General features: G+C 73.1%; 22 protein-coding genes. 8 read left to right on the forward strand and 14 right to left on the reverse strand.

The window, feature by feature from the left end; all coding sequences use genetic code 11:
• Positions 1 to 302: 302 nt before the first annotated feature.
• The 3 genes from QQY24_RS04300 to QQY24_RS04310 all read right to left on the reverse strand — a co-directional run bounded on the left by QQY24_RS04300 (position 303) and on the right by QQY24_RS04310 (position 3,407).
• Complete coding sequence (locus QQY24_RS04300) at positions 303 to 1,148, reverse strand: response regulator transcription factor (protein ID WP_301971320.1); 846 nt, start codon at positions 1,146 to 1,148, stop codon at positions 303 to 305.
• Between the two features lie 452 nt (positions 1,149 to 1,600).
• A complete protein-coding gene (locus QQY24_RS04305; RefSeq protein ID WP_301971321.1) occupies positions 1,601 to 1,945 on the reverse strand; it encodes a hypothetical protein in 345 nt (114 codons plus the stop codon).
• Positions 1,946 to 1,973: 28 nt separating this feature from the next.
• Positions 1,974 to 3,407, reverse strand: coding sequence for an MFS transporter (locus QQY24_RS04310; RefSeq protein WP_301971322.1), 1,434 nt, complete (start codon positions 3,405 to 3,407; stop codon positions 1,974 to 1,976).
• Positions 3,408 to 3,467: 60 nt separating this feature from the next.
• On the opposite strand from QQY24_RS04310, the gene QQY24_RS04315 reads away from it, so the two are divergent.
• Positions 3,468 to 4,271: a helix-turn-helix transcriptional regulator gene (locus tag QQY24_RS04315; protein ID WP_301971323.1), complete on the forward strand. Its 804-nt coding sequence runs from the start codon at positions 3,468 to 3,470 to the stop codon at positions 4,269 to 4,271.
• 76 nt (positions 4,272 to 4,347) lie between these two features.
• On the opposite strand, the gene QQY24_RS04320 is transcribed toward QQY24_RS04315, so the two are convergent.
• Both QQY24_RS04320 and QQY24_RS04325 read right to left on the reverse strand, forming a co-directional pair.
• Positions 4,348 to 4,758, reverse strand: a complete 411-nt coding sequence (locus QQY24_RS04320) for a cupin domain-containing protein (RefSeq protein ID WP_301971324.1) — start codon at positions 4,756 to 4,758, stop codon at positions 4,348 to 4,350.
• Entirely contained in the window at positions 4,755 to 6,860 is a 2,106-nt protein-coding gene (locus QQY24_RS04325; RefSeq protein WP_367657977.1) for an FAD/NAD(P)-binding protein, read from the reverse strand. Before QQY24_RS04325 ends, QQY24_RS04320 begins: the two co-directional genes overlap by 4 nt.
• Before the next feature lie 133 nt (positions 6,861 to 6,993).
• Between QQY24_RS04325 and QQY24_RS04330 the strand changes: the two genes are divergently transcribed.
• Genes QQY24_RS04330 through leuD form a run of 3 tightly spaced genes read left to right on the forward strand, consistent with a single transcriptional unit; the run spans position 6,994 to position 9,603 of the window.
• On the forward strand, positions 6,994 to 7,575 hold the full coding sequence (locus QQY24_RS04330) for a cysteine hydrolase family protein (protein ID WP_301971326.1): 582 nt from the start codon (positions 6,994 to 6,996) through the stop codon (positions 7,573 to 7,575).
• A 23-nt stretch (positions 7,576 to 7,598) separates the two neighbouring features.
• Positions 7,599 to 8,999 carry a 3-isopropylmalate dehydratase large subunit gene (leuC, locus tag QQY24_RS04335; RefSeq protein ID WP_301971327.1) on the forward strand — a complete coding sequence of 467 codons (1,401 nt, stop codon included), beginning with the start codon at positions 7,599 to 7,601 and terminating at the stop codon, positions 8,997 to 8,999.
• 10 nt (positions 9,000 to 9,009) lie between these two features.
• Positions 9,010 to 9,603: a 3-isopropylmalate dehydratase small subunit gene (gene leuD / locus QQY24_RS04340; RefSeq protein WP_301971328.1), complete on the forward strand. Its 594-nt coding sequence runs from the start codon at positions 9,010 to 9,012 to the stop codon at positions 9,601 to 9,603.
• On the opposite strand, the gene QQY24_RS04345 is transcribed toward leuD, so the two are convergent.
• Complete coding sequence (locus QQY24_RS04345; protein WP_301971329.1) at positions 9,555 to 10,493, reverse strand: LysR family transcriptional regulator; 939 nt, start codon at positions 10,491 to 10,493, stop codon at positions 9,555 to 9,557. The two genes, leuD and QQY24_RS04345, sit on opposite strands and share 49 nt — an antisense overlap.
• Before the next feature lie 269 nt (positions 10,494 to 10,762).
• On the opposite strand from QQY24_RS04345, the gene QQY24_RS04350 reads away from it, so the two are divergent.
• The 3 genes from QQY24_RS04350 to leuA all read left to right on the forward strand — a co-directional run bounded on the left by QQY24_RS04350 (position 10,763) and on the right by leuA (position 14,929).
• A complete protein-coding gene (locus tag QQY24_RS04350; RefSeq protein WP_301971330.1) occupies positions 10,763 to 11,764 on the forward strand; it encodes a TauD/TfdA family dioxygenase in 1,002 nt (333 codons plus the stop codon).
• A gap of 154 nt (positions 11,765 to 11,918) precedes the next feature.
• On the forward strand, positions 11,919 to 13,097 hold the full coding sequence (locus tag QQY24_RS04355) for a pyridoxal phosphate-dependent aminotransferase (protein ID WP_301971331.1): 1,179 nt from the start codon (positions 11,919 to 11,921) through the stop codon (positions 13,095 to 13,097).
• 92 nt (positions 13,098 to 13,189) lie between these two features.
• Positions 13,190 to 14,929: a 2-isopropylmalate synthase gene (leuA, locus tag QQY24_RS04360; RefSeq protein WP_301976141.1), complete on the forward strand. Its 1,740-nt coding sequence runs from the start codon at positions 13,190 to 13,192 to the stop codon at positions 14,927 to 14,929.
• On the opposite strand, the gene QQY24_RS04365 is transcribed toward leuA, so the two are convergent.
• Positions 14,820 to 17,051 (reverse strand): SpoIIE family protein phosphatase, encoded by a 2,232-nt coding sequence (locus tag QQY24_RS04365; protein WP_301971332.1) that lies wholly within the window; start codon positions 17,049 to 17,051, stop codon positions 14,820 to 14,822. The two genes, leuA and QQY24_RS04365, sit on opposite strands and share 110 nt — an antisense overlap.
• Position 17,052: 1 nt before the next feature.
• Complete coding sequence (locus QQY24_RS04370; protein ID WP_301971333.1) at positions 17,053 to 18,204, reverse strand: acyl-CoA dehydrogenase family protein; 1,152 nt, start codon at positions 18,202 to 18,204, stop codon at positions 17,053 to 17,055.
• Positions 18,205 to 18,543: 339 nt separating this feature from the next.
• On the opposite strand from QQY24_RS04370, the gene QQY24_RS04375 reads away from it, so the two are divergent.
• Positions 18,544 to 19,692 carry a Vms1/Ankzf1 family peptidyl-tRNA hydrolase gene (locus QQY24_RS04375; RefSeq protein ID WP_301971334.1) on the forward strand — a complete coding sequence of 383 codons (1,149 nt, stop codon included), beginning with the start codon at positions 18,544 to 18,546 and terminating at the stop codon, positions 19,690 to 19,692.
• Between the two features lie 238 nt (positions 19,693 to 19,930).
• Here the strand turns inward: QQY24_RS04375 and QQY24_RS04380 are convergent, their stop codons facing one another.
• The 6 genes from QQY24_RS04380 to QQY24_RS04405 form a co-directional block, all read right to left on the reverse strand.
• A complete protein-coding gene (locus QQY24_RS04380; RefSeq protein WP_301971335.1) occupies positions 19,931 to 20,173 on the reverse strand; it encodes an acyl carrier protein in 243 nt (80 codons plus the stop codon).
• Positions 20,174 to 20,262: 89 nt separating this feature from the next.
• Positions 20,263 to 21,270 (reverse strand): YihY/virulence factor BrkB family protein, encoded by a 1,008-nt coding sequence (locus QQY24_RS04385; RefSeq protein ID WP_301971336.1) that lies wholly within the window; start codon positions 21,268 to 21,270, stop codon positions 20,263 to 20,265.
• Between the two features lie 160 nt (positions 21,271 to 21,430).
• Positions 21,431 to 22,585: a sensor histidine kinase gene (locus QQY24_RS04390; protein WP_301976142.1), complete on the reverse strand. Its 1,155-nt coding sequence runs from the start codon at positions 22,583 to 22,585 to the stop codon at positions 21,431 to 21,433.
• 193 nt (positions 22,586 to 22,778) lie between these two features.
• Positions 22,779 to 24,527, reverse strand: a complete 1,749-nt coding sequence (locus QQY24_RS04395; protein ID WP_301971337.1) for a cation acetate symporter — start codon at positions 24,525 to 24,527, stop codon at positions 22,779 to 22,781.
• Positions 24,524 to 24,901 carry a hypothetical protein gene (locus tag QQY24_RS04400; protein ID WP_301971338.1) on the reverse strand — a complete coding sequence of 126 codons (378 nt, stop codon included), beginning with the start codon at positions 24,899 to 24,901 and terminating at the stop codon, positions 24,524 to 24,526. Before QQY24_RS04400 ends, QQY24_RS04395 begins: the two co-directional genes overlap by 4 nt.
• 56 nt (positions 24,902 to 24,957) lie before the next feature.
• A complete protein-coding gene (locus QQY24_RS04405) occupies positions 24,958 to 25,791 on the reverse strand; it encodes a LytTR family DNA-binding domain-containing protein (protein WP_301971339.1) in 834 nt (277 codons plus the stop codon).
• Between the last annotated feature and the right edge of the window lie 178 nt (positions 25,792 to 25,969).

A 25,969-nucleotide genomic window follows, 5' to 3' on the forward strand; every position in this document is an offset into this window, starting at 1 on the left:
GTCCTTTGACCACTTCCGCCAGCCCCGGACGGCCGGGGCGCCCGCTGCCGTCCAGGACCTGGAACGGCATGGGGCACCCCGGGACCGCCGGGTGGCGGGGCGGTCCGTCGGGACCGTCACCGCGCGGGGCGCGCTCCACCCAGACCTCGTGCGGAGCGCGTTCCAGTGCCGGGCCGCGCGCCACGGCGTGCACCGCGGCCCCGGGCGAGGCCCCTCGGGGCGGCCGGGCGCGCGCACCTCCGCCGACTCCGGGGCCCGCCCGCCCGCGCGGTTTCGCGCGTGGCCCCATCGATCGAACGCCCTCAGCAGGCGAAGCGGGCCTTCGGTCCGTCCTGTGGCGCCCCCGGTCCCTGGCGTACGGCCTGTGCCTGTGTGTCCATGGGGATGACCGAGGAGTGCTGGGTGATGACCTGCTGGTAGATCAGGACCGCCTCGACCCGGTTGCGGACCTGCAACTTGGCCAGCAGGTGAGAGACATGGCTCTTCACGGTCGCGGCCTTGATGTCCAGCAGCTTCGCCACCTCTCCCGTGGACCGTCCGGAGGCCAGGTGGGAGAGCACCTCGAACTCGCGGTCGGAAAGGTTCAGCAGTTTCTGCGCGGGATGGGGTTTCACGTCGTCGGTTCCGGAACCGGGCGTCTCCCTGTCCGCCCCGCTGTGTCCTCCGTGCACAGCCGGTGAGACGAAGACGGCAAGCTCCGAATTGACGAGCGTGTAGCCGGCAGCCGCCGCGTTGACCGCAACCACCAACCGGTCGATCCTGGCGTCCTTGGTGAGCAGTCCCGTCGCGCCGGCCGCCAGGGCGGAACGTATCTCCCCCGTCGTCCAGCGGGCGCTGAGCAGCAGTACCCGTATGCGTCTGGCGGTCAGCGCACGGACTTGTCGGCTCACGTCGCCGCTGGAGCCGACCGACCACAGCACCACCTCGACCCCGTCGAGCCGCCACTCGCGCAGCGGCCGCCCCGCGTCGACGGTGGTCACCCCCAGCACCATGCCGCTGTCCCGTAACGTCGTCCCGATGATGTGGCGGGACAGCGGATCACTGTCCGCCACCAGAACGGTGGGCGCCGGGGAGCGCCTCGGTCTGACCGTGACCTCGCGAACGCTGCGGAGGCTGACGGCGTTTCCTGGGAACGAAGTCTTTGCCATGTCTGATTCCCCAATGTGTCGGCGTGAACGGGGGTCGCGCTCGCAGGAGGACGCGGCCGGACGTGTCACCCGGCCGGGCTGCGTCGTCGCAGCGGAGCGTCCGCGGAACGGGAACGCGGACCCGGAGCAGGCAGAAGCGCGGCCGGGGAGCGGGACCCGGCCGGCGTGGTTCACATGTCGGATGCCGTGGTGCGCCCGCCGGCGGCATGGCCGAGAGACAGCGCGTCACCGCGGGACGCGCCGGTGCACGCGACGCGGCCGGGCAGGCGCACTGACCGCGTATCGCCTTTGACACGTCGTATCAGCCTTCCATTCCCTCATGGAGGCGCGCCCAAGCCCGGATGAACGATCACGGGAGCGGATTATGACACCCGGCCGAACGCTCCCGAAGCCGGTGAAGACGTGCGGGAGCGTTCGGCCGGGCGGCCGGTGGGCGGTCCGGCGGACCGGGGTCAGCCAAGGGCGGCCAGGAGGCGGACCACGTCGACGGTGCGAGGGGAAAAGCCGACCTCGTTGTCGTAGCCGATGGTCCTGGCGGCATCGATGGTGGTCGGGATGATGGTGTCGGCGGCCGCCCGGGCCCGGTGGAAGTCGCGGTGCGGGGCGTCGCGGAGGCGCTGGTCACCGGTGCAGGCGTGCGGGGCGTTCTTCAGGCCGCGCCGTACGCCGAAGTTCTGGTGCAGCAGGCGGGCCGACGGAACGGCGCGGTCGGTGGTGCAGGAGACGCTCGAGACGGTTCCGTGGGAGGCCTTCGGGCCGCTGCGGCCGAACCTGTTGACGACGGTGCGGGGTGCCATGGTTCCGATACTCCTCGTTCCGGAAGGTTCAGACAGCGGCGCGCGCCTTTGCGTTCCGCCAGGAGGACAGGGCGAGCAGCATTGCGGCGAAGAAGGCCGCCGAGGCGATGAGGGCCGAGATGTGCAGGCCGGAAACCAGATCCCGGCCTGCGATCAGGGAGGCGAAGAGGGCGACGCCGAGCGAATTGCCGATCTGGCGCGCCACGTTGAACACCGCCGACGCCACACCGGCGTTCTCGGCGGGGGCGGCCTGCACGATGGCGGCGGTGGCCGCCGGGACCGTGCTCGGGGTGGCGAGGCCGGTCGCGATGAGGGCGGGCAGCAGCATCCAGTAGGGGGCGTCGGGGCCGGCGAGCAGCCAGCCGAAGAACCCCAGGGCACCGAGCAGCAGAGCCCCGGTCATCGGCAGGTACGGGCCGTAACGGGCGGTCAGGCGGCCGGACAGGGGGGCCGCGACGACGGCCATGCACACCGTCGGCAGCAGGGCGAGGCCGGCGCCCAGCGCGTCGTAGCCGCGTTCGTTCTGCAGGTAGAGCGTGGACAGATAGAGCATGCCGTAGTAGCCGAGGTTGAGCAGGACGCCCACGGCGGCAGTGGAGGAGAAACCGGGTGACCGGAACAGTGACAAGGGCAGCAGCGGCGGCCTGGCCGCGTCCGCGTGTGCCTCCATCCGCCGTTCGGCCACGACGAACGAGACGAGCGCGACCGCGGCGAGCGCGCCGGCGCCCAGCACCACCGGCGAGATCCAGCCCTGGGTGCCGGCTTCGTTGAGCATGCCGGCCAGCGCCAGCACGCCGACGATGCCCAGTACCTGGCCCACCGGGTCCAGGCCGCGCGCGCCGGTCCGGCCGGTGGGTGCGGGGACGTTCCTGCGGGTCAGCCAGACGGCCAGCAACGCGACGGGCACGTTGATCCAGAACGCGGCGCGCCAGTTCAGGCCGGCCACCAGCAGACCGCCCACCAGGGGTCCCGCCGCGAACGCGATGCCGGAGATGCCGGCCCAGACGCCGAGCGCCTTGGCCCGCACTTCCCTGGCCGGGTAGGCCGCGGTCAGCAGGGCGAGGGAGGTGGGCACCAGCAGGGCTCCGCCGGCGCCCTGTGCGAGGCGCGAGGCGATGAGCGTCCCCGGGCTGGTGGCCACGGCACAGCCGACCGAGGCGAGGGCGAAGAGGCCGAGGCCGGTGAGGAACACCTTGCGGTGTCCGAGCCGGTCGCCGAAGCCGCCGCCCATGAGCAGCAGGCCGCCGAAGACGGCGCTGTAGCCGTCGACGACCCAGGCCATCGTCGAGGCGCCGGCGCCGACCGAGTCACGGATGACGGGGACGGCGACGGTGACGACCGTGACGTCCAGCATCACCAGGAAGTAGCCCAGGCTCAAGGCGATGAGCGGGGGCCACGACAGCCGCTCGATCGCAGGGAGCGGCGCCTCGTTCGCCGCTGCCGTTCCGGTTGTTGTACTCATGTGGGTCATCCTCGACTCCGGACACTTAGCCGGTCACCAAAGTGTGGTTGCATGGCGGGCATGGAAGAAGCCCCTGACGAAGCCCGCGGCCGGGCCGGGGACAAGGCCGCGGACCAGACCGAGCCGGAACTGTCGCGCGCCGCGCGCCTGCTGGCCAGCCCCTCCCGGGCCCGGATGCTCAAGGCGCTGTCCGACGGCCGGCCGCTGGGCGTCACGGTCCTGGCGGCGGAGGCCGGAGTGAGCGTACCGACGGCGAGCGTGCACCTCGCCCAGCTCGCCGGGGCGGGGCTCGTGCGGACCGAACACTCCGGGCGGCACCATTACTTCCGTCTGGCCGGCCCCGACGTCGCCGCCGCGCTGGAGGCACTGGCCATCATCGCGCCGCCCGACCCCACCCCGGTGACCGCCCTGCGCGCCCGCAGCCGGCACAACGCGCTGAGGCGTTCGCGCACCTGTTACGACCACCTCGCGGGGTCCCTGGGGGTGGCGCTCATGGGGGCCTTCCTCGACCAGGGGCTGCTCCGGCGGGAAAAGAGCGACCCGGCGTCCGGCTCCCGCCCCGACCAGCCCGCCTCCTACGGCAGGCAGACGACGTACCACCTGACCTTCCGGGGTGGTGAGTGCTTCGGCAGGTTCGGCATCGACGTGAACGCGCTGGTCCGGGGGCGCCGCCCCGTGGTGCGCTACTGCGTCGACTGGAGCGAGCGGCGCCACCACCTAGCCGGTGCACTGGGCGCCGCCCTGGCCGCCCGGTTCTTCGACCTGGGCTGGCTGCGCCATGGCATCTCGCCGCGCGTCGTCCATCTCACCGATGCCGGCCGGGACGGGGTCCGGGACGCCTTCGCGATCGAGATCACCGGCTGACCGCCCGGCACGGCAGCGGAGCGGGCGGACGCCACCCGCCCGCGTGCTCCGACGGCCGCCCCGGTCCCGGCCCCGGTCAGCCGGCTTCCCAGGACACCGTGGGAGCCTGCCGCACGCCGAGCACGGTGACACCGGTCTCGGTGCGCACCCGGTGCACGCTGCCCGGATCCTCGACGACCAGGTCGCCGACGGTGTAGCGGTCGCCGTTGTCGTTGATGAGTTCCCCGTCGAGGACGAACATCAATTCATAGCCGAGGTGTTCGTGTAGATCGCCGTGCGCACCCGGACCGAAGCGCACCAGGAACGCGGTCGCACTCTGCGGCGCCTGGGTGGCGTACAGCGGTCGTATCTGCACCCCGGCCCGGCCCGGCTCGATCCAGCCGTTCCAGTCGAGGGCGTCACGGCCCTCGGCGGTGAGCAGGCCGCGGAGCACCGTGACGGTGCGCTGCTGGGGGGGTTCGGTCCGGTCCGCGAGCACGTCGCTCATACCGGGGCTCCTTCCGGTTCCAGGGCGGGAACGGTTTCTTCCACGACCGGGGTCGTGGGTACCGTGACGGCAGGGACGGCTGCTGGTACCGCGTTGAGGGCCGCGGCGGCAACGGCGTCGGCGTCGCGGATGAACTCGTTCCACGGTCCGGGGCGCCCACTGCCGACCAGGGTGAACCAGCGGGTGTGCTCGGTGGGCAGGCCCAGCACGATCAGTCCAGTGTCGGGCTGGCCCTCGGCGGTCAACGGGTGGAACGGGGTGCGGGTGACGGCCACGCCGCCGGTGCGGAAGGCCGACTCCCCCTCACCGTTGACGAACTCCGTCCAGATGCCGCGCCGCAGCAGGTTGACGGTCAGCGGCGAGGGGTCGAGCCGTACGTCCGGGTTGGGGATGCGGGCATCGATCAGGATGTCCACGGGAACCTCCGAACCCGGGACGGCGTCGGAGGAGATCGTGAAGGAGTCCGCCCCGGCGTCCGCGGCGAAGCGGGTCTCGGGCCCGACGACGCGCAACAGCCCGGCCTGGATGAGGGACAGCGCGTAGCGCACCCGGATCCGCGGTGGTCCGGCCGCGAGGAAGGAGTGGCGCGGCGCGAAGTCTGTGAGGAAGCCGCGGTGGGCCTGCGGGTGGAACCCGGCAAAGTCCATCAGCTCGCGGATGACCCAGCGGGTGTCGCGCAGCACGTCCAAGGAGGTCTTCAGGGCGTCGTCCATGTTGCCGCGTTCGGCGTGTTCGAGGTCGAGCCGCATTTCCTCGACCAGCGCCCGGTCGAAGTCGGCCACCCCGGTGAACGGCCGCCCCTTGAAGGGACGGCTCAGCCGCCACAGGTCCGGCGCCGTCGAGGTGTCCCGCACACCGTGCCGTTCGGCCAGGGCGAGCACGTCCGGCACCCCCCGCCGTGACCGGGCGACGACCTCGGTGCGGAAGTCCTCCACCCGCTCCGGGGCCTCGGCGCGCAGCACCGCCGTGAAGTACGTCAGGTGGATCTCGGCCAGCAGCCATGGCAGCACGTCCCGGTCGAAGTCCAGGGGCGCACCGGCCGCGTGTGCCCGGACGATGTCCGGTGTGAACAGGGTGCTGCCGGCCTTGTAGGCGGCCGTCTTCTGGTTGCGTCCGCGGGCGGGCAGCGGCATCCCGCTGCGGGAACCCACGAGCATCCGGGGCTCGTCGCCGCTCGGCTTGTAGCGGACGTCCCCGTCCGGGTCCTCGGCGAACGTGCCGCCACGCCCGACGGTGAGCGCGTACATGATGTCGTAGAAGGACAGGCCGATGCCGACGATCCCCACGGTCGCCGTCGCGGGGATCTCGTCCAGCGGCATGTCGGCCGGGGAGTCGCCGCGTATGTAGCGCAGGTGCGGGCGGGCGGCGGCGAATTCGGCGAGTTCGCGGTGCACGCCGGTGAGGGCGGGCGTCGGGTGTCCCGTGGTCAGCACGACCCGGTCGGCCCGGAACCAGGTGCCGTCGGACAACCGCAGGCTGTACCCGACGGAGCTTGGGACGAGGTCCTCGACAGTGGCGGTGACGCGGTGCAGCACGGCCCAGGGCGGCAGGTGCGCCTCGACGGTGTCCACCACGTAGCGCATGTACTGCCCGTGCAGGGCCCGGGGGGCGTAGGCGTTGGGCCCGGCGCAGTCGGGGTCGTGCAACTCCCACCACTGGGCCAGCGACGGGCCGGCGCCGGGGCGGGCGGGGCCGCCGTCGGGCGGCCCGGAGAACATGGTGACCTCGCCGCAAACGGTGTTCATCAGGAACCAGGCGGGCTGGTCGGAACGCCAGATCCGGCCGCAGCCGACCTCCACGGCGTCCACCAGAAAGATGTCCATCCTGCGAGGCGCGCCTTCGGCCAGCCGTGCGGCCAGCCGCTCCAGTACCCCCACTCCCCGCGGGCCACTGCCGACTATGACGATGCGATGCGAGTCTTCCACCACATGAGACCTTTCGGCTTTTTCTCCGAGATGCTGCACGGGCCCTCCGGATCTTTTGGAATCAAGGGTCCGCGCAGGCTCCAAGGGATTCTGGGTGCGCCCTCGAAGGGGGGATGCGAATTTCTTTCGCGGAAAGGAGACTACCGGGTTCCCGGTCGGCAAATCAAACAAATTCACTCATACCGTCATGAGCGGTCTTCATGGAAATGGGACACAGCACGAGGCGGCGGCTATTGTCGTACCGCACTTAATTGATTCGCCGCCGTGGCGATATCAATACTTCGCCCCCGAGCGACAGTGGAGACCCATCGTGGGACGTCCGGCACTCATTCTCATGGATCTCATCAACGACGTGGTCCACCCCGACGGCAGCTACGCCAAGGAGGGCTACGCGGAGCAAGTGGCCTCCCGCGGCGTCCTGGAGCGGGCCGCCACAGCGGCGGACCTCGCCCGCGAGCAGGACATCCCGGTCATCCACGTGACCGTCGGCTTCTCCCCCGGCTACCCCGACTGGCCCGCCGACTCCCCGGTGTTCGCTCCGTGCCGCTATGAGAAACGGCTCCAGCTCGGCACCTGGGGCACCGAACAGCACGAACGGGTACGGCCGCGCTCCGACGAGGTGCTGCTCGCCAAGCACCGGCTGAGCCCCTTCCACGGCACCGCGCTGGACCTGCTCCTGCGCTCCCAGGGTGTGGACCGGCTGCTGCTGGGCGGGGTGTCCACGGACCTCGTGGTGATGTCGGCGGCGCGTGATGCGCACGACCGCGACTACCGTGTGGAGGTTCTGGAGGATGCCACTGCCGCCGCCAACCCCGAGCTGCACCGGGCCGCAGTCACCCTCCTGGGCCGTACCGCCACCGTGACCAGCGTCGCCCAAGCCCTGTCCCGCTGACCACCACCGCACGAGGAGCACCCATGGGCTCGACCCTGGCCGAGAAGGTCTGGAACGCGCACGTCGTCCACCCCGGTGACAGTGGCGAGGACCTGCTCTACATCGACCTGCACCTGCTGCACGAAGTCAACACCCCGCAGGCCTTCGACGGCCTGCGGACCGCTGGGCGGCGGGTGCGGCGCCCGGACCTCACACTGGGGACCGAGGATCACAACGTCCCCACCATTGCCGTCGACAAGCCCATCCAGGACCCGGTGGCCCGCCGCCAGTCGGAGCTAATGCGCAAGAACTGCGCCGAGTTCGGCATCCCGTTGTTGCGCGTCGGCGACCCCCAGCAGGGCATCGTCCACGTCATCGGTCCGGAACTGGGCCTGACCCGGCCCGGCATGACGATCGTGTGCTGCGACTCGCACACCACGACGCAGGGGGCCTTCGGCGCCCTCGCCTTTGGCATCGGCACCAGCCAGGTCGAGCACGTGCTGGCCACCCAGACGCTGGCGATGAAGCGTCCCCGCGACATGGCCGTGACCGTCGGCGGCCCCCTGCGCCCGGGTGTGACGGCGAAGGACCTGGTCCTCGCCCTCATCGCCCGGATCGGCACCGCGGGCGGCCAGGGCCATATCGTGGAGTACCGCGGCACCGCCATTGACGCTCTGTCGATGGAGGGACGGATGACCCTGTGCAACATGACGGTGGAGGCGGGCTCGCGGGCCGGGATGATCGCACCCGACGCCACGACGCTGGAGTACCTGGCCGGCCGTCCGGGCATGCCGCGGGGCGCCGCCTGGAACGCGGAGGCTGAACACTGGACGCAGCTGCGCAGCGATCCGGACGCGGTGTTCGACAAGGAGGTCGTCCTGGACGGCGGCGCCGTGTCTCCGTACGTGTCCTGGGGCACCAATCCCGCCCAGAGCGTGCCGCTCGACGGCCTGGTCCCGGATCCGGGCGACTTCGCCACCGAGTCGGAGCGTGCGGCGGCCCGCCACGCGCTGGACTACATGGCGCTGACGCCGGGCACCGCGATGCGGGACGTGCCGGTGGATTCCGTGTTCGTCGGTTCCTGCACCAACGGCCGGATCGAGGACCTGCGTGCCGTGGCGGAGGTCCTCCGGGGCCGCAAGGTGGCCGAAGGCGTCCACCTGATGATCGTCCCGGGATCGGCGAGCGTGCGCCGCCAGGCCGTCGCGGAGGGACTGGCCGACGTATTCGACCGGGCTGGCGCGGACTTCCGGGCCGGCGCCGGCTGTTCGATGTGCGCAGCCCTCAACGAGGACCGGCTGCGCCCCGGGGAGCGGGCCGCCTCCACGAACAACCGCAATTTCGAGGGGCGGCAGGGCCGGGGGTCGCGCACCCACATCGTCTCCCCGGCAGTCGCCGCTGCCACCGCCGTGTCCGGGCGGCTGGCCGCCCCCGACGACCTGTAAGGAAGCTGCCTTGGAGAAGTTCACCGTCCACCACGGCACGGCAATGCCGCTGCGGCGCAGCGACGTCGACACCGACCAGATCATCCCGGTGCGGTTCCTCAACCACTCCGAGCGCACCGGGCACGCCGACGCGCTGTTCGCCGACTGGCGCACGGATCCCGGCTTCGTGCTCAACCAGCCCCAATACCAGGGTGCCAGCGTGCTGATCGCCGGCAACGACTTCGGCACCGGCTCCTCGCGCGAGTACGCGGTGTGGGCACTGCTGAACTACGGTTTCCGCGCCGTGGTCGCGCCCCGCTTCGGCGATATCTTTCACGGCAACGCGCTGATGAACGGCCTGCTACCGGTCACGTTGGCCGAGGAGACCGTCGAACGGCTGTGGGACCTGGTCACCGCCGAGCCGGCCCGCCGGGTCACCGTCGACCTGACAGAATCCAGCCTGCGCTGCGGGGAGGTCTGCGCCTCCTTCCGCATCGAGGAAGGAGCCCGCCGGCGGCTGCTGTCGGGCCTCGACCTCATCGCCGACACCCTTCGGCACGAGGACTCGATCGCCTCCTACGAGAGCACGCGCCGGTCGGCCATGCCCGTCACGACATCGCTCTGAGGGCCCACCAGAGCGCGCAGGTCGTTGATCCGCCGCCCGGCGATCTCCCGGGCGGCGGCGGCGAACGCCCGGACCCGGTCGTCGTCCTCGGCGGCCCGGACACTGAGGAACAGCTGACGTGAGCGGCGCGGCGCCAACTGCAGGACCCGCAGGCCGGGCAGCACCGCCGGCAGCACGGTGTCCGGCAGAATCGTCGCTCCCAGTCCCTCGCCGACCATAGACAGCACCGTGTTCAGGTCCCGTATGTGGTGCGGGACCGCCAGCTCCCCGTCCGCCTCCCGCAGGGTGCGCAGCACCGCTGCTTCCGGGTCCCAGGAGGGGATGATCAGCGGCAGGGCCGCGACCTGCTCGTACGGCAGGGCACGGGCACCGGCGAGCGGGTGGTCCCGGGCGACCAGGGCGTACAAGGTCTCGCGCACCAGGGGTGCCGTGACCACTCCGGGTGGCGCGGAGTAGGTGATGCCCACGTCCACGCCGCCAGCTCTCAACCAGCGGCCTATCTGCTTGTCGTCGGCCTCCCGGACGGTGATGGCCGGCTCCCGGCCGGTGGCGGCCAGCTGGACCATCAGCCGCGGCAGCAGCTGCGAGGCGAAGGTGGGTACCGTCGCCACCCGCAGCGGGCCGTCGTCGGCCCGGGCGGCACGCGCCCGCAGGATCACCAGTTCGGCGTGGTGCACCACGGCCTGGGCATGCTGGAGCACCCGCCTGCCCTCCGCGGTGAGGGTGACGCCGCCGCGCTCGCGGCGCATCAGCGTCACCCCGAGCTCCTTCTCCAGCGCCGCCACCGCGTGGCTCACCGCCGACTGACTGATGCCGAGCCGCAGTCCGGCCCGGGTGAAGCTTTCCGTCTCGGCCACTGCGACGAATGCGGAACACTGCGACAGTTTCACCAGGTCTCCCCGAACTGAATTCGTCATGCAAGACGCTCATGATTCGTCGGCCACGGTAAGCACAGTGGATCGGCACCGGACTACGGAATCCACACAACAGAGGAATGACGTCCGGGATTCCTCCACCTTTATGATGGACACCTCCACCTTTTGATGAGGTCCGTTGACTGCGTCTCGGCGCCCGTCGGATATTCCTTCCCGAATCCCCCACCCGCCCCCGCTCCGGCGTGGGCCCGTGGTGACTGTCGACCAGGATCAGGAAGCAAGCGATGCGACCCATCCACGCGCTGGACTCGTCGGAACACGACGAGCTGTACGACCTCCTCGCCTCCGTCGGAAAACACCCCTACGAGGATTACGCGGCCTTCTCCCGGGCGATCACCGATCTGATCGACCAGGGCCGGGTCCCCGCCTTCTTCACCGAGGTGTGCGTCCGCGTCAAGGACGAGCGTCGCTCCGGCGTCTCCCAGGCGCACGTGCTGCGCAACGTACCCATCGACGCCGAGGTGCCGGTCCTCGACCACGACGATCCGGTCAGCGACAAGCACAGGAAGAAGAAGACCTTCGTCGGCGAGGCACTGCTCGAGCTGTTCAACCAGCTCGTAGGGACGCCCCTGCTGACCTACGCCCGCAACCGGGGCGACTTCTTCACCGACGTCGTCGCCTACAACCGCTTCGACGGGATGTTCACCGGATACAGCGACAGCGAGCTGTACTTCCACAACGACCGCACCGCGCACCCGGTCCGCGCCGATTACATCTCCCTGCTCGGCATGCGCTGCCCCGATGACGTCATCTACACCGGGTACGTCGACGGCACGGCCTTGCTCGAACACCTCGACGAGCAGATACAGGAGACGCTGCGCCGGCCGTACTTCGTCACGTCCTTCGACGTCTTCTCCCGTGAGTTCAACGCGACCCTGACTGAGTCCGAGAAGCACGCGATCCTCTACAACGACCACAGCTTCCGGTACATGGACACCGCGACCACCGTCGCCACCGACGCCCCGATCGAGGCCCGGGACGCGATCATCGCGGTCAAGGACGCGCTGGCGAAGGCCGACAAGCAGCGCCACCGCATCCTCACCGGCGACCTGTTCGTCCTGGCCAACCAGGACGGCATGCACAGCCGGGAGAAGATCGAGATTCACGACCCGGTGAAGGCCAAGTCCCGCTGGCTGCTCAAGACCTACGCCTTCCGGGACGACGCCACCGCCGACAGCCACGCCGACGCCTGGGTCGACAGCGTGCGGGGCCGCGTGGCCGACTGACGCCGGTCCACGCCGCCCGGGCATCCACCCCGTCCTCCCCCTTCCCCCATCTCTGTCCTCTCCCTCCTCCCCTCTCCCGTGCCGCCCGCGCATCACCCCGCTCGTGCGGGCTGCGCGCGCCTCACCCCGTGCGCTACCGACAGGAGAACCCACTGTGCCCGTCTCTCGCGTGGCCTCCCGCTTCGCAGGGATCGAAGAATCACCCACCTACGCGATCCTCGACCTGGCCGCAGAATTGCGTGCCCGGGGCGAGTCGATCCTCGACCTCAACGGCGGCGAACCCGACTTCGACACACCCGGTCACATCACCGCCGGGGGCACGCAGGCGCTGGGCGGCGGCTTCACCCACTACACGCCCAGCCGCGGCCTGCCCGCGCTGCTGGAGGCCATCGGAGACAAGCTGTTGAAGGACAACGGCCTGTCCGTGGACCCGGCCCGCCAGGTCATCGTCACCCCCTCCGCCAAGCACGCGCTGTTTCTCTCGGTCATGACGCTGCTCGGACCGGGTGACGAGCTGCTGATCCCCACACCCAGCTGGGTGAGCTACCCGGCCATGGCCCGTCTCGCCGGGGCCGAACCCGTCTTCGCCCCGCTGAGCACGGACAACGGCTTCCGCCTCACCCGGGAAAACCTGGAGGAGCGCCTCACCCCGCGGACCCGTGCCCTGCTGATCAACAACCCGAACAACCCGACCGGCAACGTCCTCACCGCCACCGAGGCGGAGGCGGTCGCGGAGGTGGCCCGGGCCCACGACCTGTTCGTCATCACCGACGAAATCTACGAAAAGGTCCGCTTCCGAGGCGAGCACCTCAGCATCGCGGCGCTGCCCGGCATGGCCGACCGCACCCTCACGGTCAACGGCTTCTCCAAGGGCTACGCCATGACGGGCTGGCGCCTGGGCTACGTGGCGGCGCCCGAGGACGTCTCGGCGCAGATGCTGAAGGTGCAGCAGCACACGGTGGGCTGCGCCGGCTCCTTCGTGCAGCGGGGCGGGATCAGCGCCCTGACCGGCCCGCAGGAACCCGTCGAGGAGATGCGCGCGGCGTACGAGGCCCGCCGCGACCTGTTGGTGGAGGGCCTGTCCGGCATCCCCGGTTTCGTCTGCCCGAGCCCGGACGCCGCCCTGTACGCCTTCTGCGACATCGGCGGCACCCGGTTCGCCGACCCCGCGGCCTTCACCACCTGGCTGCTGCGCGAAGCGAAGGTGGCCGTCACCCCGGGCTTCGCCTTCGGCCCCGGCGGTGAGCGGCACGTCCGGCTGGCATTCGCCACGGACCCGAAGACTCTCGGGGAAGCGGTGGACCGCATCAAGACCGCCATGGAGCGGCTGTGACCGCCCCCGCCGCCGAGCCGGCGCCCCTGCAGCGGCCGGAGCGCCGCCCGACACCGATCACCGCAGCCACTGTGCGACAGCGGGCCTCCGGAATGCCCGTGCACCGGTACCGTCCCTACGAGTCCGTGGACCTGCCGGACCGCACCTGGCCGTCGAACCGCCTCACCGCGGCCCCGCGCTGGTTGTCGACCGACCTGCGCGACGGTAACCAGGCGCTGATCGACCCCATGCCGCCCAAGCGCAAGCGGATCATGTTCGACCTGCTCGTCCGGATGGGCTATAAGGAGATCGAGATCGGTTTCCCGGCCTCGGGCCAGACCGACTTCGACTTCGTGCGTTCGCTCGTCGAAGAGGACGCGATCCCGGACGACGTGACGATCTCGGTGCTGACCCAGGCGCGCGAGGAACTGATCGAGCGGACCGTGGAGAGCCTGGTGGGCGCGGACCGGGCCACCGTGCACCTGTACAACGCCACCGCCCCGCTCTTCCGCCGCGTCGTCTTCCGCAACGACGAGGAGGCGACCCGGCGGATCGCGGTCGACGGCACCCAGCTGGTGATGCGGTATGCCGACAAACTGCTGGGCGGCGACACGGTGTTCGGGTTCCAGTACAGCCCGGAGATCTTCACCGACACCGAGCCGGAGTTCGCCCTGGAGGTCTGCGAGGCGGTGATGGACGTCTGGCAGCCCGAGGAGGGCCGGGAGATCATCCTGAACCTGCCGGCCACCGTCGAGCGCTCCACCCCGTCGACGTACGCGGACCGCTTCGAGTGGATGTCCCGTCACCTCTCGCGCCGCGTCCACGTCTGCCTGTCCGCCCATCCGCACAACGACCGGGGCACCGCCGTCGCGGCGGCCGAACTCGCCGTGATGGCGGGTGCGGACCGGATCGAGGGCTGCCTCTTCGGGCAGGGCGAACGCACCGGCAACGTCGATCTCGTCACCCTGGGCCTGAACCTGTTCAGCCAGGGCGTGGATCCGCTGATCGACTTCTCGGCGATCGATGACGTCCGGCGCACGGCCGAACACTGCACGCAGATGAAGGTGCCCGCCCGGCACCCCTATGCCGGGGACCTGGTGTACACCTCATTCTCCGGGTCGCACCAGGACGCGATCAATAAGGGCTTCGCAGCGCTGGAGGAGAAGGCCGCCGCACTGGGCCAGCTGGTGACGGACGTCGTCTGGGAGGTGCCCTACCTGCCGATCGACCCCAAGGACGTCGGCCGCTCGTACGAGGCGGTGATCCGCGTCAACTCCCAGTCCGGCAAGGGGGGTGTGGCTTATGTGCTGAAGACCAACCACCGCCTCGACCTGCCCCGCCGACTGCAGATCGAGTTCTCCCGGATCATCCAGGACTACACGGACACGCGCGGTGGCGAGGTCACCCCGGAGCGCATCTGGTCCCTGTTCCGCGACACCTACCTCGCCCAGGACGACACTCCATGGGGCCGAATCTCGGTGCGGGACCACCACATCGACACCACGGCAGATGGCACCTGCCACCTCACCCTCGACGTGGAGGCCGCCGGGGAGCCGGCGAGCCTCATGGGCGCGGGCATCGACCTCTCGGAGGCCCTGAGCACGGCCCTGACGCCGCTGCGGCAGGTGTCCGTGCTGGAAACAGTGAGCCAGCCTCTCGACACGATCGGCGAGCAGACGGTCTGCTACGCCGAATGCCTGGTGGAGGGCGAGGTGCACTGGGGCGTCGGCACCGGGGCCGACCTCACCAGGGCCCTGACCGACGCGGTGGTGTCGGCGGCGAACCGGCGCGCCGGGTGTCCGGGCCGGCCGTCGGCGTGCGACCGGCCCGGGGAGCTCCAGCCGCAGGGCTGAGACCGGGCCGGGGTGTGCGGCACGGGCCTGCGGGCCGCGCACCCCGGGGCGCGGCGGTCAGGGCCAGTACGGCCAGGTCGTCCCGCAGGCGCTCGCCCCACCAGCGGTGCGCGGAGTCCAGCAGGGTGTCGACCACGTGCTCGGCGAGACCGGCGGTGCCGGCCGGCGGCAGCGCGGTGAGCAGGGCCGCGAGGTCCTCCGGCGTCCGCTGGTCCCGGCCGCCGGCCCCCTCGGTGAAGCCGTCGGTGTACAGCACCAGGGTCTCCCCGGGCCGCAGCTCCACCTCGGACACCGGATGGCGGGGGGCCTCCAGCACGCCCAGCAGGGGTCCCTGGACCGCCAGGGGCACCGTGCGGCCGTCCGCGCGGCGCAGCAGCGGTGCCGGGTGGCCGGCGCAGGCGATCCGCAGGCGGGCCGTGGGGCCGCGGGTGTCGAGCACGGCGTAGATGAGCGTGCAGAACGGGGCGCTCTGACGGCGCAGCGCGCTGTTGACGAGGCCGAGCACGTGGTTCGGGTCGCTGGTGTGCTGGGCGGCGGCCCACAGGGTGTGGCGGACCAGACCGGTGATGGCCGCCGCGTCGGGTCCCTTGCCGCAGACGTCCCCGAGGACCAGGACGTGCCGGCCGTCGGGGGCGCTGAAGGCGTCGTAGAAGTCCCCGCCGATGTGCAGCCCCCGACCGAAGGGGACATAACGGGCGGCCAGTTCGAAGCCCGGCAGGTCGGGCAGCAGGGGCGGCAGCAGGGGGCGCTCCAGGGCCCGGGTGCTCTCGTGCAGGCGGTGCAGGAGGCGGTCCCGCTGGGTGCCGACCGCGATCTGGTCGGCGATGTTCCCGAGGGTGGACAGGGTGGAACCCGGCACGGCGAACCGGGTGTGCAGCGCGAGCACGCCGATCAGTTCTCCGCCGGACACCAGGGGGTGGCCGGCGAACGAGCGGGGGACCGGGCCCCGCCCGGGTGCCGGGGCCGGGCCGGGTGCCGGGGCCGGGCCGGGTGCCGGGGCCGGGCCGGGTGCCGGGGCCGGGCCGGGTGCGACGTCGAGGTGGGGACGGCGGGTGCTGAGGACCCGTTCCACCAGTCGACGGGTGGTCTCCCGGCAGGGAGAGTCCCCGGATCCGGTGTCGCCGTCGGCGCAGGCGGTGTGCTCCAGCTCGCCCCGGTGGTTCAGGGTCCAGATGCAGACGCGGTCGGCGGCCAGCCGCTCGGTCGCGGCGCGGACGCAGGTGTGCAGGCGCTCCGCCAGCGGCCCGGAAGCCGTCATGGCGGCGGCGACCTCGGCGGTGAGCAGGGCGTGGCTGGTGCGCTCGGCGAGTTTGCGCTGGGCGTGCATGCGGTCGGTGACGTCCTCGGCCAGTACCAGCGTGCGGCCGCGGCCCTCGGCGTCGGTGACCTGCTGGGCCGCGACCCGCAGGGACTGCAGGGCTCCGTCGGGCCGGGCCCGTTCGAACAGGGCGTCGGGCTCGGCGGCACGGCTGGTGCCGGACGCGGCCAGGTACTCGCGGAACGCCGCGCGCTCGTCCTCGGCGAACAGGTCGGCCAGCGGCCGGTGGAGCGTGTCCCGCTCGGTCAGCTGCAGCATGTCGGCCGCCCTGCGGTTCCAGGCGATCACCCGGTCCCCGTCCAGCATGAGCGCCCCGATCGGGGCCTGGGACAGGAACTGCCCCAGCAGCCGCTCGCCCAGGTGCCGGTGGAACGACGTGCCGGTGGACAGCTGCTGCTGGGCCGCGGCGAGCGCCGCGGCGTGGACCCGCCGCCGGGAGAGCTGCCGCAGCAGTTCCGTCACCGTGCCGGGCACCCGGCCCGGCACGCGGCGCACGACGTCCGCGGAGAACAGCAGGGGGAGCGTGGCGAGTCCGGCGGCGGAGCCGGGACCGGTCATCACGGCGACCAGCAGGTCCGTGGCGTGGGGGCGCAGGGAGTGGATCAGGCCGACCGGCGCCGTCAGCCCCGGTCCGAGGACCACCACCGTGGGACGGCGCTGGCCCGGGGTGCCGCCGGCGTAGGCCAGGACGTCCTCGGCCGTGGTCTCGATGACCTCGACCGGGCCCGCCGGGCCGTCCTCCATGGGCCCGACCGTGCGGCGGGCCACGTCCACCAGCAACAGTAGGGGCGCGGCTGCGTGCACGTCACCCCTCCAGCAGGGGTTCGTCCAGCAGGGCCCGGCCGGTCCACACCCGCAGCAGGTCGGTGACCGGGGACATCACGTGCGCGGCGCGGGCGTCGCGCAGCAGGCGGTGCAGGGACGAGCGCTCGCCGTAGCCGACGCCCCCGACCAGCGTGAGGGCGTCGTTCACGGTCGCTTCGGCGGCTTCGGCGACCTCCGCCTTGGCCGAGGCCAGCCCGAGCAGGGCCTCGGGGCCGCCGATCTCCGCCTCCGCGGCGGCGTGGTAGATCAGCCGGCGGGTGCGCTCGACGCGGGCCCACATCGTGCCCAGGCGGTGCTGGACGACGGGCTGGCCGGCGGGGGGACGCCCCGCGCGCGCCGCCTTGCGCCGCAGCAGGTGCCTGCGCGCCTCGTCCAGGGCCGCCGCGGCGACCCCGAGGTAGGTGCCGGCCATGGCCATCAGGAAGTAGGGGGCGACGACGTTGAAGACGTACCAGATCTCGTCGCCCTCCTCGCCCAGCAGGCACCAGCCGGGGATCCGCACCCCGGGCAGTTCCAGCCCGCGGGAGGCGTTGCCCCGCATGCCGAACCCCTCCCAGGCGTCGCCCCACCGCAGTCCCGGTGTGCCGGCGTCGACCACCGCGCAGGAGAACTGCCCCGGCGGGGTGCCCGGACCGGTCGCGACCGCGGACACCACGTAGGAGTCGGCGTGAGCGGCGTTGGTGACGAAGCTCTTCGCCCCGCTCAGCCGCAGTTCCCCGGCGTCACCGCGCTCCATGCGCGTCTGGGGCAGCCAGAACTCGACGCCGGTGGCCGGCTCCGACAGCGCCAGGGTCGTGAGGTGCTCACCCGCGGCGATGGGTTCCAGGTAGTGCTCCCGCTGACGGCGGTCGGCCTTCGCCGCGATCACCGCCGACCCCACCAGGTGCATGCCGAAGCAGATGGACGTCGACGCGCACGCCCGCCCGGTCGCCTCGCCGACCTGCGCCACCGCCAGCAGGCCGTGGCCCATGCCCCCGGACTCCGCGGGCACCACCAGGCCGCCCAGCCGGGAGCGGAGCGCCTCCATGCCCTCGGCCGGCCAGCGGCGCTCGGCGTCCACGGCGTCGGCCTGACGAGCCAGAACGTCCTCGGCGATCTCACGCGCCAGCGTGACCGCAACACCTAGTTCCACCCGCACCACCACTTCACCCGCACATCATACGGATCGCGGTCCGGCCACCGGGCGGGGCCGGGCGGCCGGAACCCGGCGGTCCGACGGCGGACGGGGACCGGGGCGGGGCCCGTCCCCGGACACCGCGGGGCACCGGGCGCCGGCCGCCCGGCCCCGCCGATCCGGCCCGGGACACGCGGGCCGGCCGCACCACCTCCATGACCCCGCTCCCGCCCGCCGGGCCCGTCCCGGCCGGCCGTGCGGGGATCGGCGGCCGGTCCCGCGTGTCCCGGGCCGCCCGTCGGGCACTCGGCCCGCCGAGGGGGGTGAAACCGGACACAGCAGGCAAGTGGAGGAAGCGTGCACCTGTCATTCCTGCACCCGCTCTTCGACACCCCCGGCCCCTGGGCCACCGTCTACTTCGGCGCCGCCCCGAACGACGAGAGGGGCGCGAAACAGCACGAGCTGTCCGTCCGGCAGGCCTGCCGGACCCTGGAGGAGGAGGGCGCCGACGCCGCGACCGTCGAGGCGGTGCGCGCCGCCCTGATGGCCACGAGCCCCGCCGAGGACCCGGCGGGACGGGTCTTCTTCGCCACCGGCGGACAGGTGGTGCTCAGCCACCGCCTCTCCCGGCCGCCGCGGCGCCCGATCGCCTGCTGGGCGCCGCTGCCGCGGCTGACGCCGCTGCTGGAGCTGTCCGGCCAGGATCCGGTCTGCCTGGTGGCGTACATCGACCGCACCGGCGCCGACTTCGAGCTGCGCGGCGCGACGGGCCCGCAGGACGCCGGGCAGGTCGAGGGACAGCGCCGTCCGGTCCACCGCACGGCCTCGGCCGAGTGGAACGAGCGGCACTTCCAGCTCAAGGTGGAGAACACCTGGGAGCACAACGCCGGCGAGATCGCCGAAGCGCTGGCCTCGGCGTACGAGGAGTGCGGCGCCGACCTCGTCGTCCTGGCGGGTGATCCGCGCGAGCGGCGGGCCGTGCACGAGAGGCTGCCCGGGGCGGTGCGCGAGGTGACGGCCGAGACCGAGCACGGCGGGCGTGCCGCGGGTTCCTCCTCCCCGGCCCTGGAGGCGGCCGTCGAGCGGGCCCGGCAGCAGCACCTGCACCATCACGTCGAGGAGGTGCTCGACCGCTTCCGGGCCGGACGGGTGGGCACCGACCGGGCGACGGACGCGGTGGAGGGCGTCCCGGCCCTGGTGGAGGCCGCGCGGGAGCACCGCATCGACACGCTGCTGGTCCGGCCCGACGGCTCGGAGCTGGCCCGTGAGGCGTGGGTGGGCGCCGGCCCCGACCAGGTGGCGACGCGCCGTACCGACGCCCAGGCCCTGGGCGAGAGCGATCCGGTCCTGGTGCGCGCCGACGACGCACTGCTCAGGGCGGCCGCCGTCACCGCCGCCGACGTCCTGGTCGTCCCGGTCCCGGACGAGGACGAGGAGGATCCCGGACTGCCGACGGGGGGCCTCGGCGCGCTGTTGCGCTGGACGTACGAGCCGGCCACCGCGTAGCGGACGCGCCGGCCGGTGACCGGGCCGGCGCGCACCGGCGGGACGTACCCGGCGACGGCACGGCGACGGTTCCGGCCGGCCCGGGAAGGAGCCGGCCGGAGCGGCCGGGAGGGGATGCGGACAGCGACGAGGCGGCTGCCGGGCCGGCAGCCGCCTCGTCGTCGGCGGGTGTGTCACTCAGGGGGAAGCATGACGGTGCCGGGCGCCGCGCGCCCGGGCGGCCCGGTCCGCGCGCACCTCAGTCCACGGCCGGGCCGGCGTCCTGCGTACCGGACAGTTCGGCCAGGAACCGGTGACAGCGGGCCGCGCGCTCCGAGTCCTGCTCCATGACGGAACGGAAGAAGTCCGCGATCTCCTGCTTGTTCGCGTTCTCCGCGTCACGCACGTACTGGCCGTAGTCGTGCCCGGCCTTCAGGGAATGATATTGCACGGAGATGAGGTCGAAGACGACGTCACTGAATCCGGTTTCGCCTGTCGCCATGAGTCCTCCCGGACCACTCGAGAATCGGACAAGAGGTGGGTATCACCTTCTGCGCGAACGAAACGGCCTGTTTCGGCGCGGATCCGGGATCAGGGCGGTCCCTTGTCGCCGACGGCCGGCGGCGGGGGCTCCCCGAAGCGCACGGAGATCTTCTCGAAGCCCTTGAAGGCCTCCGTGGTCGCGTACGAGCGGTAGGCGCGCAGGTCGCCAGTGGCGAGGTGGACGTGGTCGGTGAACGGGGTCAGCAGGCTGCGGGGCCACAGCCGCAGGCAGCGCACGGAGATGATCTCGGCCGCGGTGAGGTACACGACGGCGCCGAGGTAGATCCAGCCGAGCAGCCCGAGCACGATGCCGAACATGCCGTACGTCGCCGTGGCGCCCCGCAGCACGTGCCCGACGTAGTAGGAGCCGCCCCACTGCAGTGCCTGCCAGGCGCACGCCCCGCCCAGGGCCGGCCCGTACAGCACGCGCAGGGTCAGCCGGCGCCGGGCCATGAGCCGGTAGCTCAGCAGGAGCAGGGCGGCGTTGCACAGGACGCCCGCGACGACGACGGCGATCCGGACGCCGAGTTCCAGGTGGGCGCCGAAGACGCCGGCCGCGGACTCGGCGGCGGACAGGGCCGTGGTCAGGCACAGGCCGACCGCGAGCAGCAGCAGGAAGCACACCCCGCGCAGCCGGGAGCGCAGCGGATCGGGACGGGCGTGCCGGGGCACCGCGAAGATCTTGTTCAGGGCGTGCTGGGCGGCCTGCGCCACGCCCAGGGCGCCGTAGAGGCTGCCGGTGACCCCGACGGCCACGGCCGCCCCGCTGCCGTGGAAGGAGTGGACGCTGTGGCCGAGCTGGTCGCCGATCACCGGGAACTCGCTCAGCGCCGAGTGCAGCACCGACTGCTGGAGGTGCGGGTTGCCGTGCAGGGCGGCGCTGAGGATCGCCACCAGGAACAGCAGCAGCGGGAAGAGGGAGACGAAGCCGTAGTACGTCAGCAGGGCGGCGAGGTAGGCGGCCTGGTCGTCGAAGAACTTGTACACCACCGCCAGGGGCACGCCCGCCCACCGGTGCCGCCGCTGGTAGCGGTCGAGCCGGGCCAGCACGTTCACGCACCCTCCCACACCCTCGGGTGCGAGTTCGCACCATGGCTCGCGCCACAGCATTCCGGTGCCCCCGCCGGACGGTCCCACACCGGCCGGCGCGGTCCGGCCCGGCCGCGCGGCGTCCGGCATCCGGCGGGGGCACCGGGCGGGACGCGGACCGCCGCCCTCAGGCGGGGGGCGGGGCCGGGCGGACGCCGGGACGGAACTTGGGGATGCGCACGGTGATCCTCGTGCCGGCGCCGACGCCTGTCTCGACGACCAGCCCGTGCGCGTCGCCGTAGACCTGGCGCAGGCGCGTGTCCACGTTGCTCAGGCCGATGCCGGCGGACGGGCCGCCCCGGCCGCGGAGGATCTCGCGCAGCCGCTGCGGGTCCATGCCGACGCCGTCGTCCTCGATGACGACCCGCGCCTCGGTCCCCTCGTCCTCGGCCGCGATCGTGATGCGGCCCCGGCCCGCGGACTCCCCCAGGCCGTGTTTGAGCGCGTTCTCGACGAGCGGTTGCAGGCACAGGAACGGCAGGGTGACGGGCAGCACCTCCGGGGCGATGCGCAGGGTCACGTCGAGGCGCCGGCCGAAGCGGGCGCGGGCGAGTTCGAGGTACTGCTCGATGGAGCGCAGTTCCTCCGCCAGGGTCGTGAAGTCGCCGTTGCGGCGGAACGAGTAGCGGGTGAAGTCGGCGAACTCCAGGAGGAGGCCGCGGGCCCGCTCGGGGTCGGTGCGGACGAACGAGGCGATGCTCGCGAGCGAGTTGTAGACGAAGTGGGGGGAGATCTGGGCGCGCAGGGCCCGGATCTCGGCCTCGATCACGCTGGAGCGGGCCCGGTCCAGGTCGACCAGTTCGAGCTGGACGGAGACCCAGCGGGCCACTTCCCCGGCGGCCCGCACCATCACGGCGGACTCCCGGCCGCCGAAGGCGGCGAGCGTGCCGGGGGCCCGGCCGTCGACGCGGAGGGGTGCCACGACGCCCCAGCGGACCGGACAGGTGCCGTCCGCGCAGGACAGCGCGAAGGTCTGGGGGCGGCCGGTGCGCACGGCCTGCGCGATCTGCGGGCCCGCCTCGGCGCGGTGGTGGCCGCCGGCGCCGTCCCAGGCGAGCACGGACTCCTCGTCGGTGAGCGCGAGGGCGACCGTGCCGAGCAGGGGGCGCAGCCGCCGGGCCGCCTTGCGGGCCGTGTCGGGGGTGAGGCCCGCGCGCAGCGGCGGTGCGGCGAGCGAGGCGGTGTGCAGGGTGTGGAAGGTGGCGCGTTCGACGGGGGTGCCGTGGCCCGCCGGGTTCTCCTGCTGGCGGCGGGCGGCGCCGTGGCCGAGGGCGAGCCCCAGGGCGAACAGGGCGAGCCCGGCCAGGGCGAGGGCGACGGTGCCCAGCGCCGTCGCGGCGCCCAGCGCTCCCGTCACGGTGCCCGGTGCCGCCGGGGCGACGGGCGCGGTCACGGGCGGCGTCCCGCGGAGCGGGCCGGGCGGGTCCCGGGCATCGGGCTCCTCGTCGCTGCGGGGCCGGCCGGGGTGCGCGCGGTCACCGCGGGGCCGGCCGGGGCGGGGGCGGACCGGCGCGGCCGGTGAGGGACTCGGGCAGGTGGAGCCGGGCCATCGTGGCGCCGGCGCCCGCGGGGACGCGGTCCCGGGTGGCCAGTGAGGTCAGCACCATGGCGGCGAAGCCCACGGGGACCGACCAGACGGCGGGCCGGGCCAGCAGGGCGTGCGGCCAGCCGGAGCGGGCGGCGCCGGCCATGGTCGCCGCGACCGCGGTGAGCGCCGAGCCGCCGCCGAGGAGCAGTCCGGCGGCGGCGCCGTGCGGGGTGAGTCCGCGCCACCAGATCCCGAGGACGAGCAGCGGGCAGAACGAGGACGCGGACACGGCGAAGGCGAGCCCGACCGCGTCGGCCACGGGCAGGTCGCCGACCACGGTGTTGGCGGCGGCGGGCACCGCGACCGCCGGCAGGGCCGCCAGCCGGACGTGCCGCAGGCCCAGGGCCGGCAGCACGTCCTGGGCGAGGACGCCGGCGACCGACATGGTGAGCCCGGAGACGGTGGACAGGAACGCCGCGCAGGCGCCGCCCGCGATCAGCGCGCCGAGCAGGTCGCCGCCGGCGCCGCCGATCAGCCGGTGCGGCAGGACGAGCACGGCCGCGTCGGTGTCGCCGGTGAGCAGCAGGTCGGGTGCGTAGAGCCGGCCGAGCGCCCCGTAGAGGGGGATCAGCAGGTAGAAGACGCCGAGCAGGCCGAGGACGGCGACGGTGGTGCGGCGGGCGGCGCGGCCGTCGGGGTTGGTGTAGAAGCGGACGACGACGTGCGGCAGGCCCATGGTGCCGAGGAAGGTGGCGAGGATCAGCCCGTAGGTGGAGTACAGGCCGTGCTGTTCCCGGCCGGTCGCGAGGGGCCCGGCCCAGCCCGGCGGGGCCGCGCGCCCGCCCTCTTCCCGGGGCAGGGGCACGGGGGCGCCGGGCGGGAAGCGCAGGGTGGTGCCGGCGCCGACCCGGTGGGCGCCCCGGCCGAGGGTGAGCGGGGCGGCGCGCAGGGTGCGGTCGTCGACGGTTCCGGTCGCGTCCACGCGCACCGGGGTGCGGACGGTGAGGGTCAGCGGCCGGTCGAGGTGCACCTGGGTGGTGCGCCGGAAGGCGGGGCGCTGGTCCCAGGAGGGTGCCGGGGTGTGGTCGGCGCCCCAGGCGAGCAGCAGGAACACCGCGGGGACCAGCAGGGCGGCGAGCTTCAGCCCGTATTGGAAGGCCTGGACGAAGGTGACGCTGCGCATGCCGCCGGCGGCCACCGCCGCGGTCACCACGCCGGCGACGACCGGGCCGCCGAGCCAGCCCGGCGCCCCGGTGAGCAGGCGCAGGGTCAGGCCGGCGCCGCGCAGCTGGGGCAGCAGGTAGAGCCAGCCGACGCCGACGACGAGGACGCTCGCGATCCGCCGGACGGCGCGGGACTCCAGCCGGGCCTCGGCGAAGTCCGGGAGGGTGTAGGCGCCGGAGCGGCGCAGCGGGGCGGCGACGAAGGCCAGCAGGACCAGGAAGCCGGCGGTGTAGCCGACGGGGAACCACAGCATGTCGGCGCCCTGGGCGAGGAGGAGCCCGGCGACGCCGAGGAAGGAGGCGGCGGACAGGTACTCGCCGCTGACGGCGCAGGCGTTGAGCCGGGGCGGGACGCTGCGCGAGGCGACGTAGAAGTCGGAGGTGGTCCGGGAGACGCGCAGGCCCAGCGCGCCGACGAGCACCGTGGCGAGGACCACGGCCGACACGCCGGCGATCGCGTACGTCCGGTTCAACGCGCGGTCACGTCGCCCTCGGCGCGCTCGGCACGGCGGACGTACCAGGCCCCGATGCCGAGCAGGGCCGGGTACGGCGCCACGCCCAGGACCAGCCACACGGCGAGTGGGGCGTCCGGCCGGGCGCTCGTGGCCGGCAGCAGCCGGAGGACCACGGGGAGCGAACCCAGCAGGGCCGCGAGCAGGGCCGTCACCGTGAACCCGGTCCGTATCTGGCGGCGCATCAGGTGCGTGACGGCGGTGTCGTCACCGGGTGCGGGGCGGGGTGCGGGTGCGGTCGCCGGGCGGGGCGGGGTGCGGCCCGCCCGGCCGGTGCGGACGGTGCGCGGCCCACCGGTGACCACCTCCCTGCGCGGGACGGGCTCCGCACCCATGACGCACTCCCCCAGGCCGCGGTGATCACCTTGTTGCGGTGAGTGTACGCAGCCCGTCAGTGGTGGGGTAGACGCTGGACGGGGTTCGCCCGCCGGGTCAGCAGGTCCCGCAGCTCACGGGCGTTGCGGCGGCTGACGGCCAGGACGCGGTCCCCGACGCGGACGGTCAGGTTGCCGCCGTCCAGGCGCAGTTCCTCGATGCGGGAGAGGGCGACGAGACGGCTGCGGTGTATCCGTACGAAGCCGCGGGGGCGCCACTGCTCCTCCAGCGTGGACAGCGGGATCCGCACCAGGTGGCTGCCCTGCGCGGTGTGCAGGCGCGCGTAGTCGCCCTGGGCCTCGACGTCGGTGATGTCGGCGACGGACACGAACCGCGTCACCCCGCCCAGTTCCACCGGGACCTGGCCGTCGGCGGCGTGCCCCGGCTGCCGGTCCGCGCCGGCGCGGGGTCCGGCGGGCGGGACGGCGGGCCGGGGCCCCTGGCCGGCCCGGGTCAGCTCGGCGACCCGTCGCACGGCCTCCGAGAAGCGCTCCCTGCGCAGGGGTTTGAGCAGGTAGTCCACGGCCTTGAGGTCGAACGCGCGGACGGCGAAGTCCTCGTGGGCGGTGACGAAGACGATCAGCGGCGGGGCCGCGAAGCCACCGAGCAGCCGGGCCACGTCCAGGCCGCTGAGACCCGGCATGTTGATGTCGAGGAAGACGACGTCGAGGGCGTCCGCGCCGTCCGGCCCGCCCTCCACGGCCCGGCTCAGCCGGCGCAGCGCCCCGGTGGCCTCCAGGGCGGGCACCACGCTGCCGACCCTGGGGTCCTCGCCCAGGAGGTACAGCAGTTCTTCGAGCGCGGGTTCCTCGTCGTCGACGGCGAGCACGCGCAGCGGGGTGTCGGTCATGGGCCCTCGGTGTGTGGTGGGCGGGCGGGCGTACACCAGGGTCCCTCGCGGACGCGGTTCGTCAACCGGTCGTGACCCGCCCGTGTGCGGACCGGCCGCGCGGGCCGGACCGCCGTCCGGACCGCCCGGGTCCACCGGTGTCCCGTCCGGGGCCGCGGGCCGGCGGCCCGCGGCCCCG

The organism is Streptomyces sp. TG1A-8 (assembly GCF_030499535.1).
Classification (GTDB): domain Bacteria; phylum Actinomycetota; class Actinomycetes; order Streptomycetales; family Streptomycetaceae; genus Streptomyces.

What these genes read in the sequence shown, in the direction of transcription:
- QQY24_RS04300 (WP_301971320.1), bottom strand. Translation starts at nt 1,148, where the DNA reads ATGGCAAAGACTTCGTTCCCAGGAAACGCCGTCAGCCTCCGCAGCGTT.
- QQY24_RS04305 (WP_301971321.1), bottom strand. Translation starts at nt 1,945, where the DNA reads ATGGCACCCCGCACCGTCGTCAACAGGTTCGGCCGCAGCGGCCCGAAG.
- QQY24_RS04310 (WP_301971322.1), bottom strand. Translation starts at nt 3,407, where the DNA reads ATGAGTACAACAACCGGAACGGCAGCGGCGAACGAGGCGCCGCTCCCT.
- QQY24_RS04315 (WP_301971323.1), top strand. Translation starts at nt 3,468, where the DNA reads ATGGAAGAAGCCCCTGACGAAGCCCGCGGCCGGGCCGGGGACAAGGCC.
- QQY24_RS04320 (WP_301971324.1), bottom strand. Translation starts at nt 4,758, where the DNA reads ATGAGCGACGTGCTCGCGGACCGGACCGAACCCCCCCAGCAGCGCACC.
- leuC (WP_301971327.1), top strand. Translation starts at nt 7,599, where the DNA reads ATGGGCTCGACCCTGGCCGAGAAGGTCTGGAACGCGCACGTCGTCCAC.
- QQY24_RS04350 (WP_301971330.1), top strand. Translation starts at nt 10,763, where the DNA reads ATGCGACCCATCCACGCGCTGGACTCGTCGGAACACGACGAGCTGTAC.
- leuA (WP_301976141.1), top strand. Translation starts at nt 13,190, where the DNA reads ATGCCCGTGCACCGGTACCGTCCCTACGAGTCCGTGGACCTGCCGGAC.
- QQY24_RS04380 (WP_301971335.1), bottom strand. Translation starts at nt 20,173, where the DNA reads ATGGCGACAGGCGAAACCGGATTCAGTGACGTCGTCTTCGACCTCATC.
- QQY24_RS04400 (WP_301971338.1), bottom strand. Translation starts at nt 24,901, where the DNA reads ATGGGTGCGGAGCCCGTCCCGCGCAGGGAGGTGGTCACCGGTGGGCCG.
- QQY24_RS04405 (WP_301971339.1), bottom strand. Translation starts at nt 25,791, where the DNA reads ATGACCGACACCCCGCTGCGCGTGCTCGCCGTCGACGACGAGGAACCC.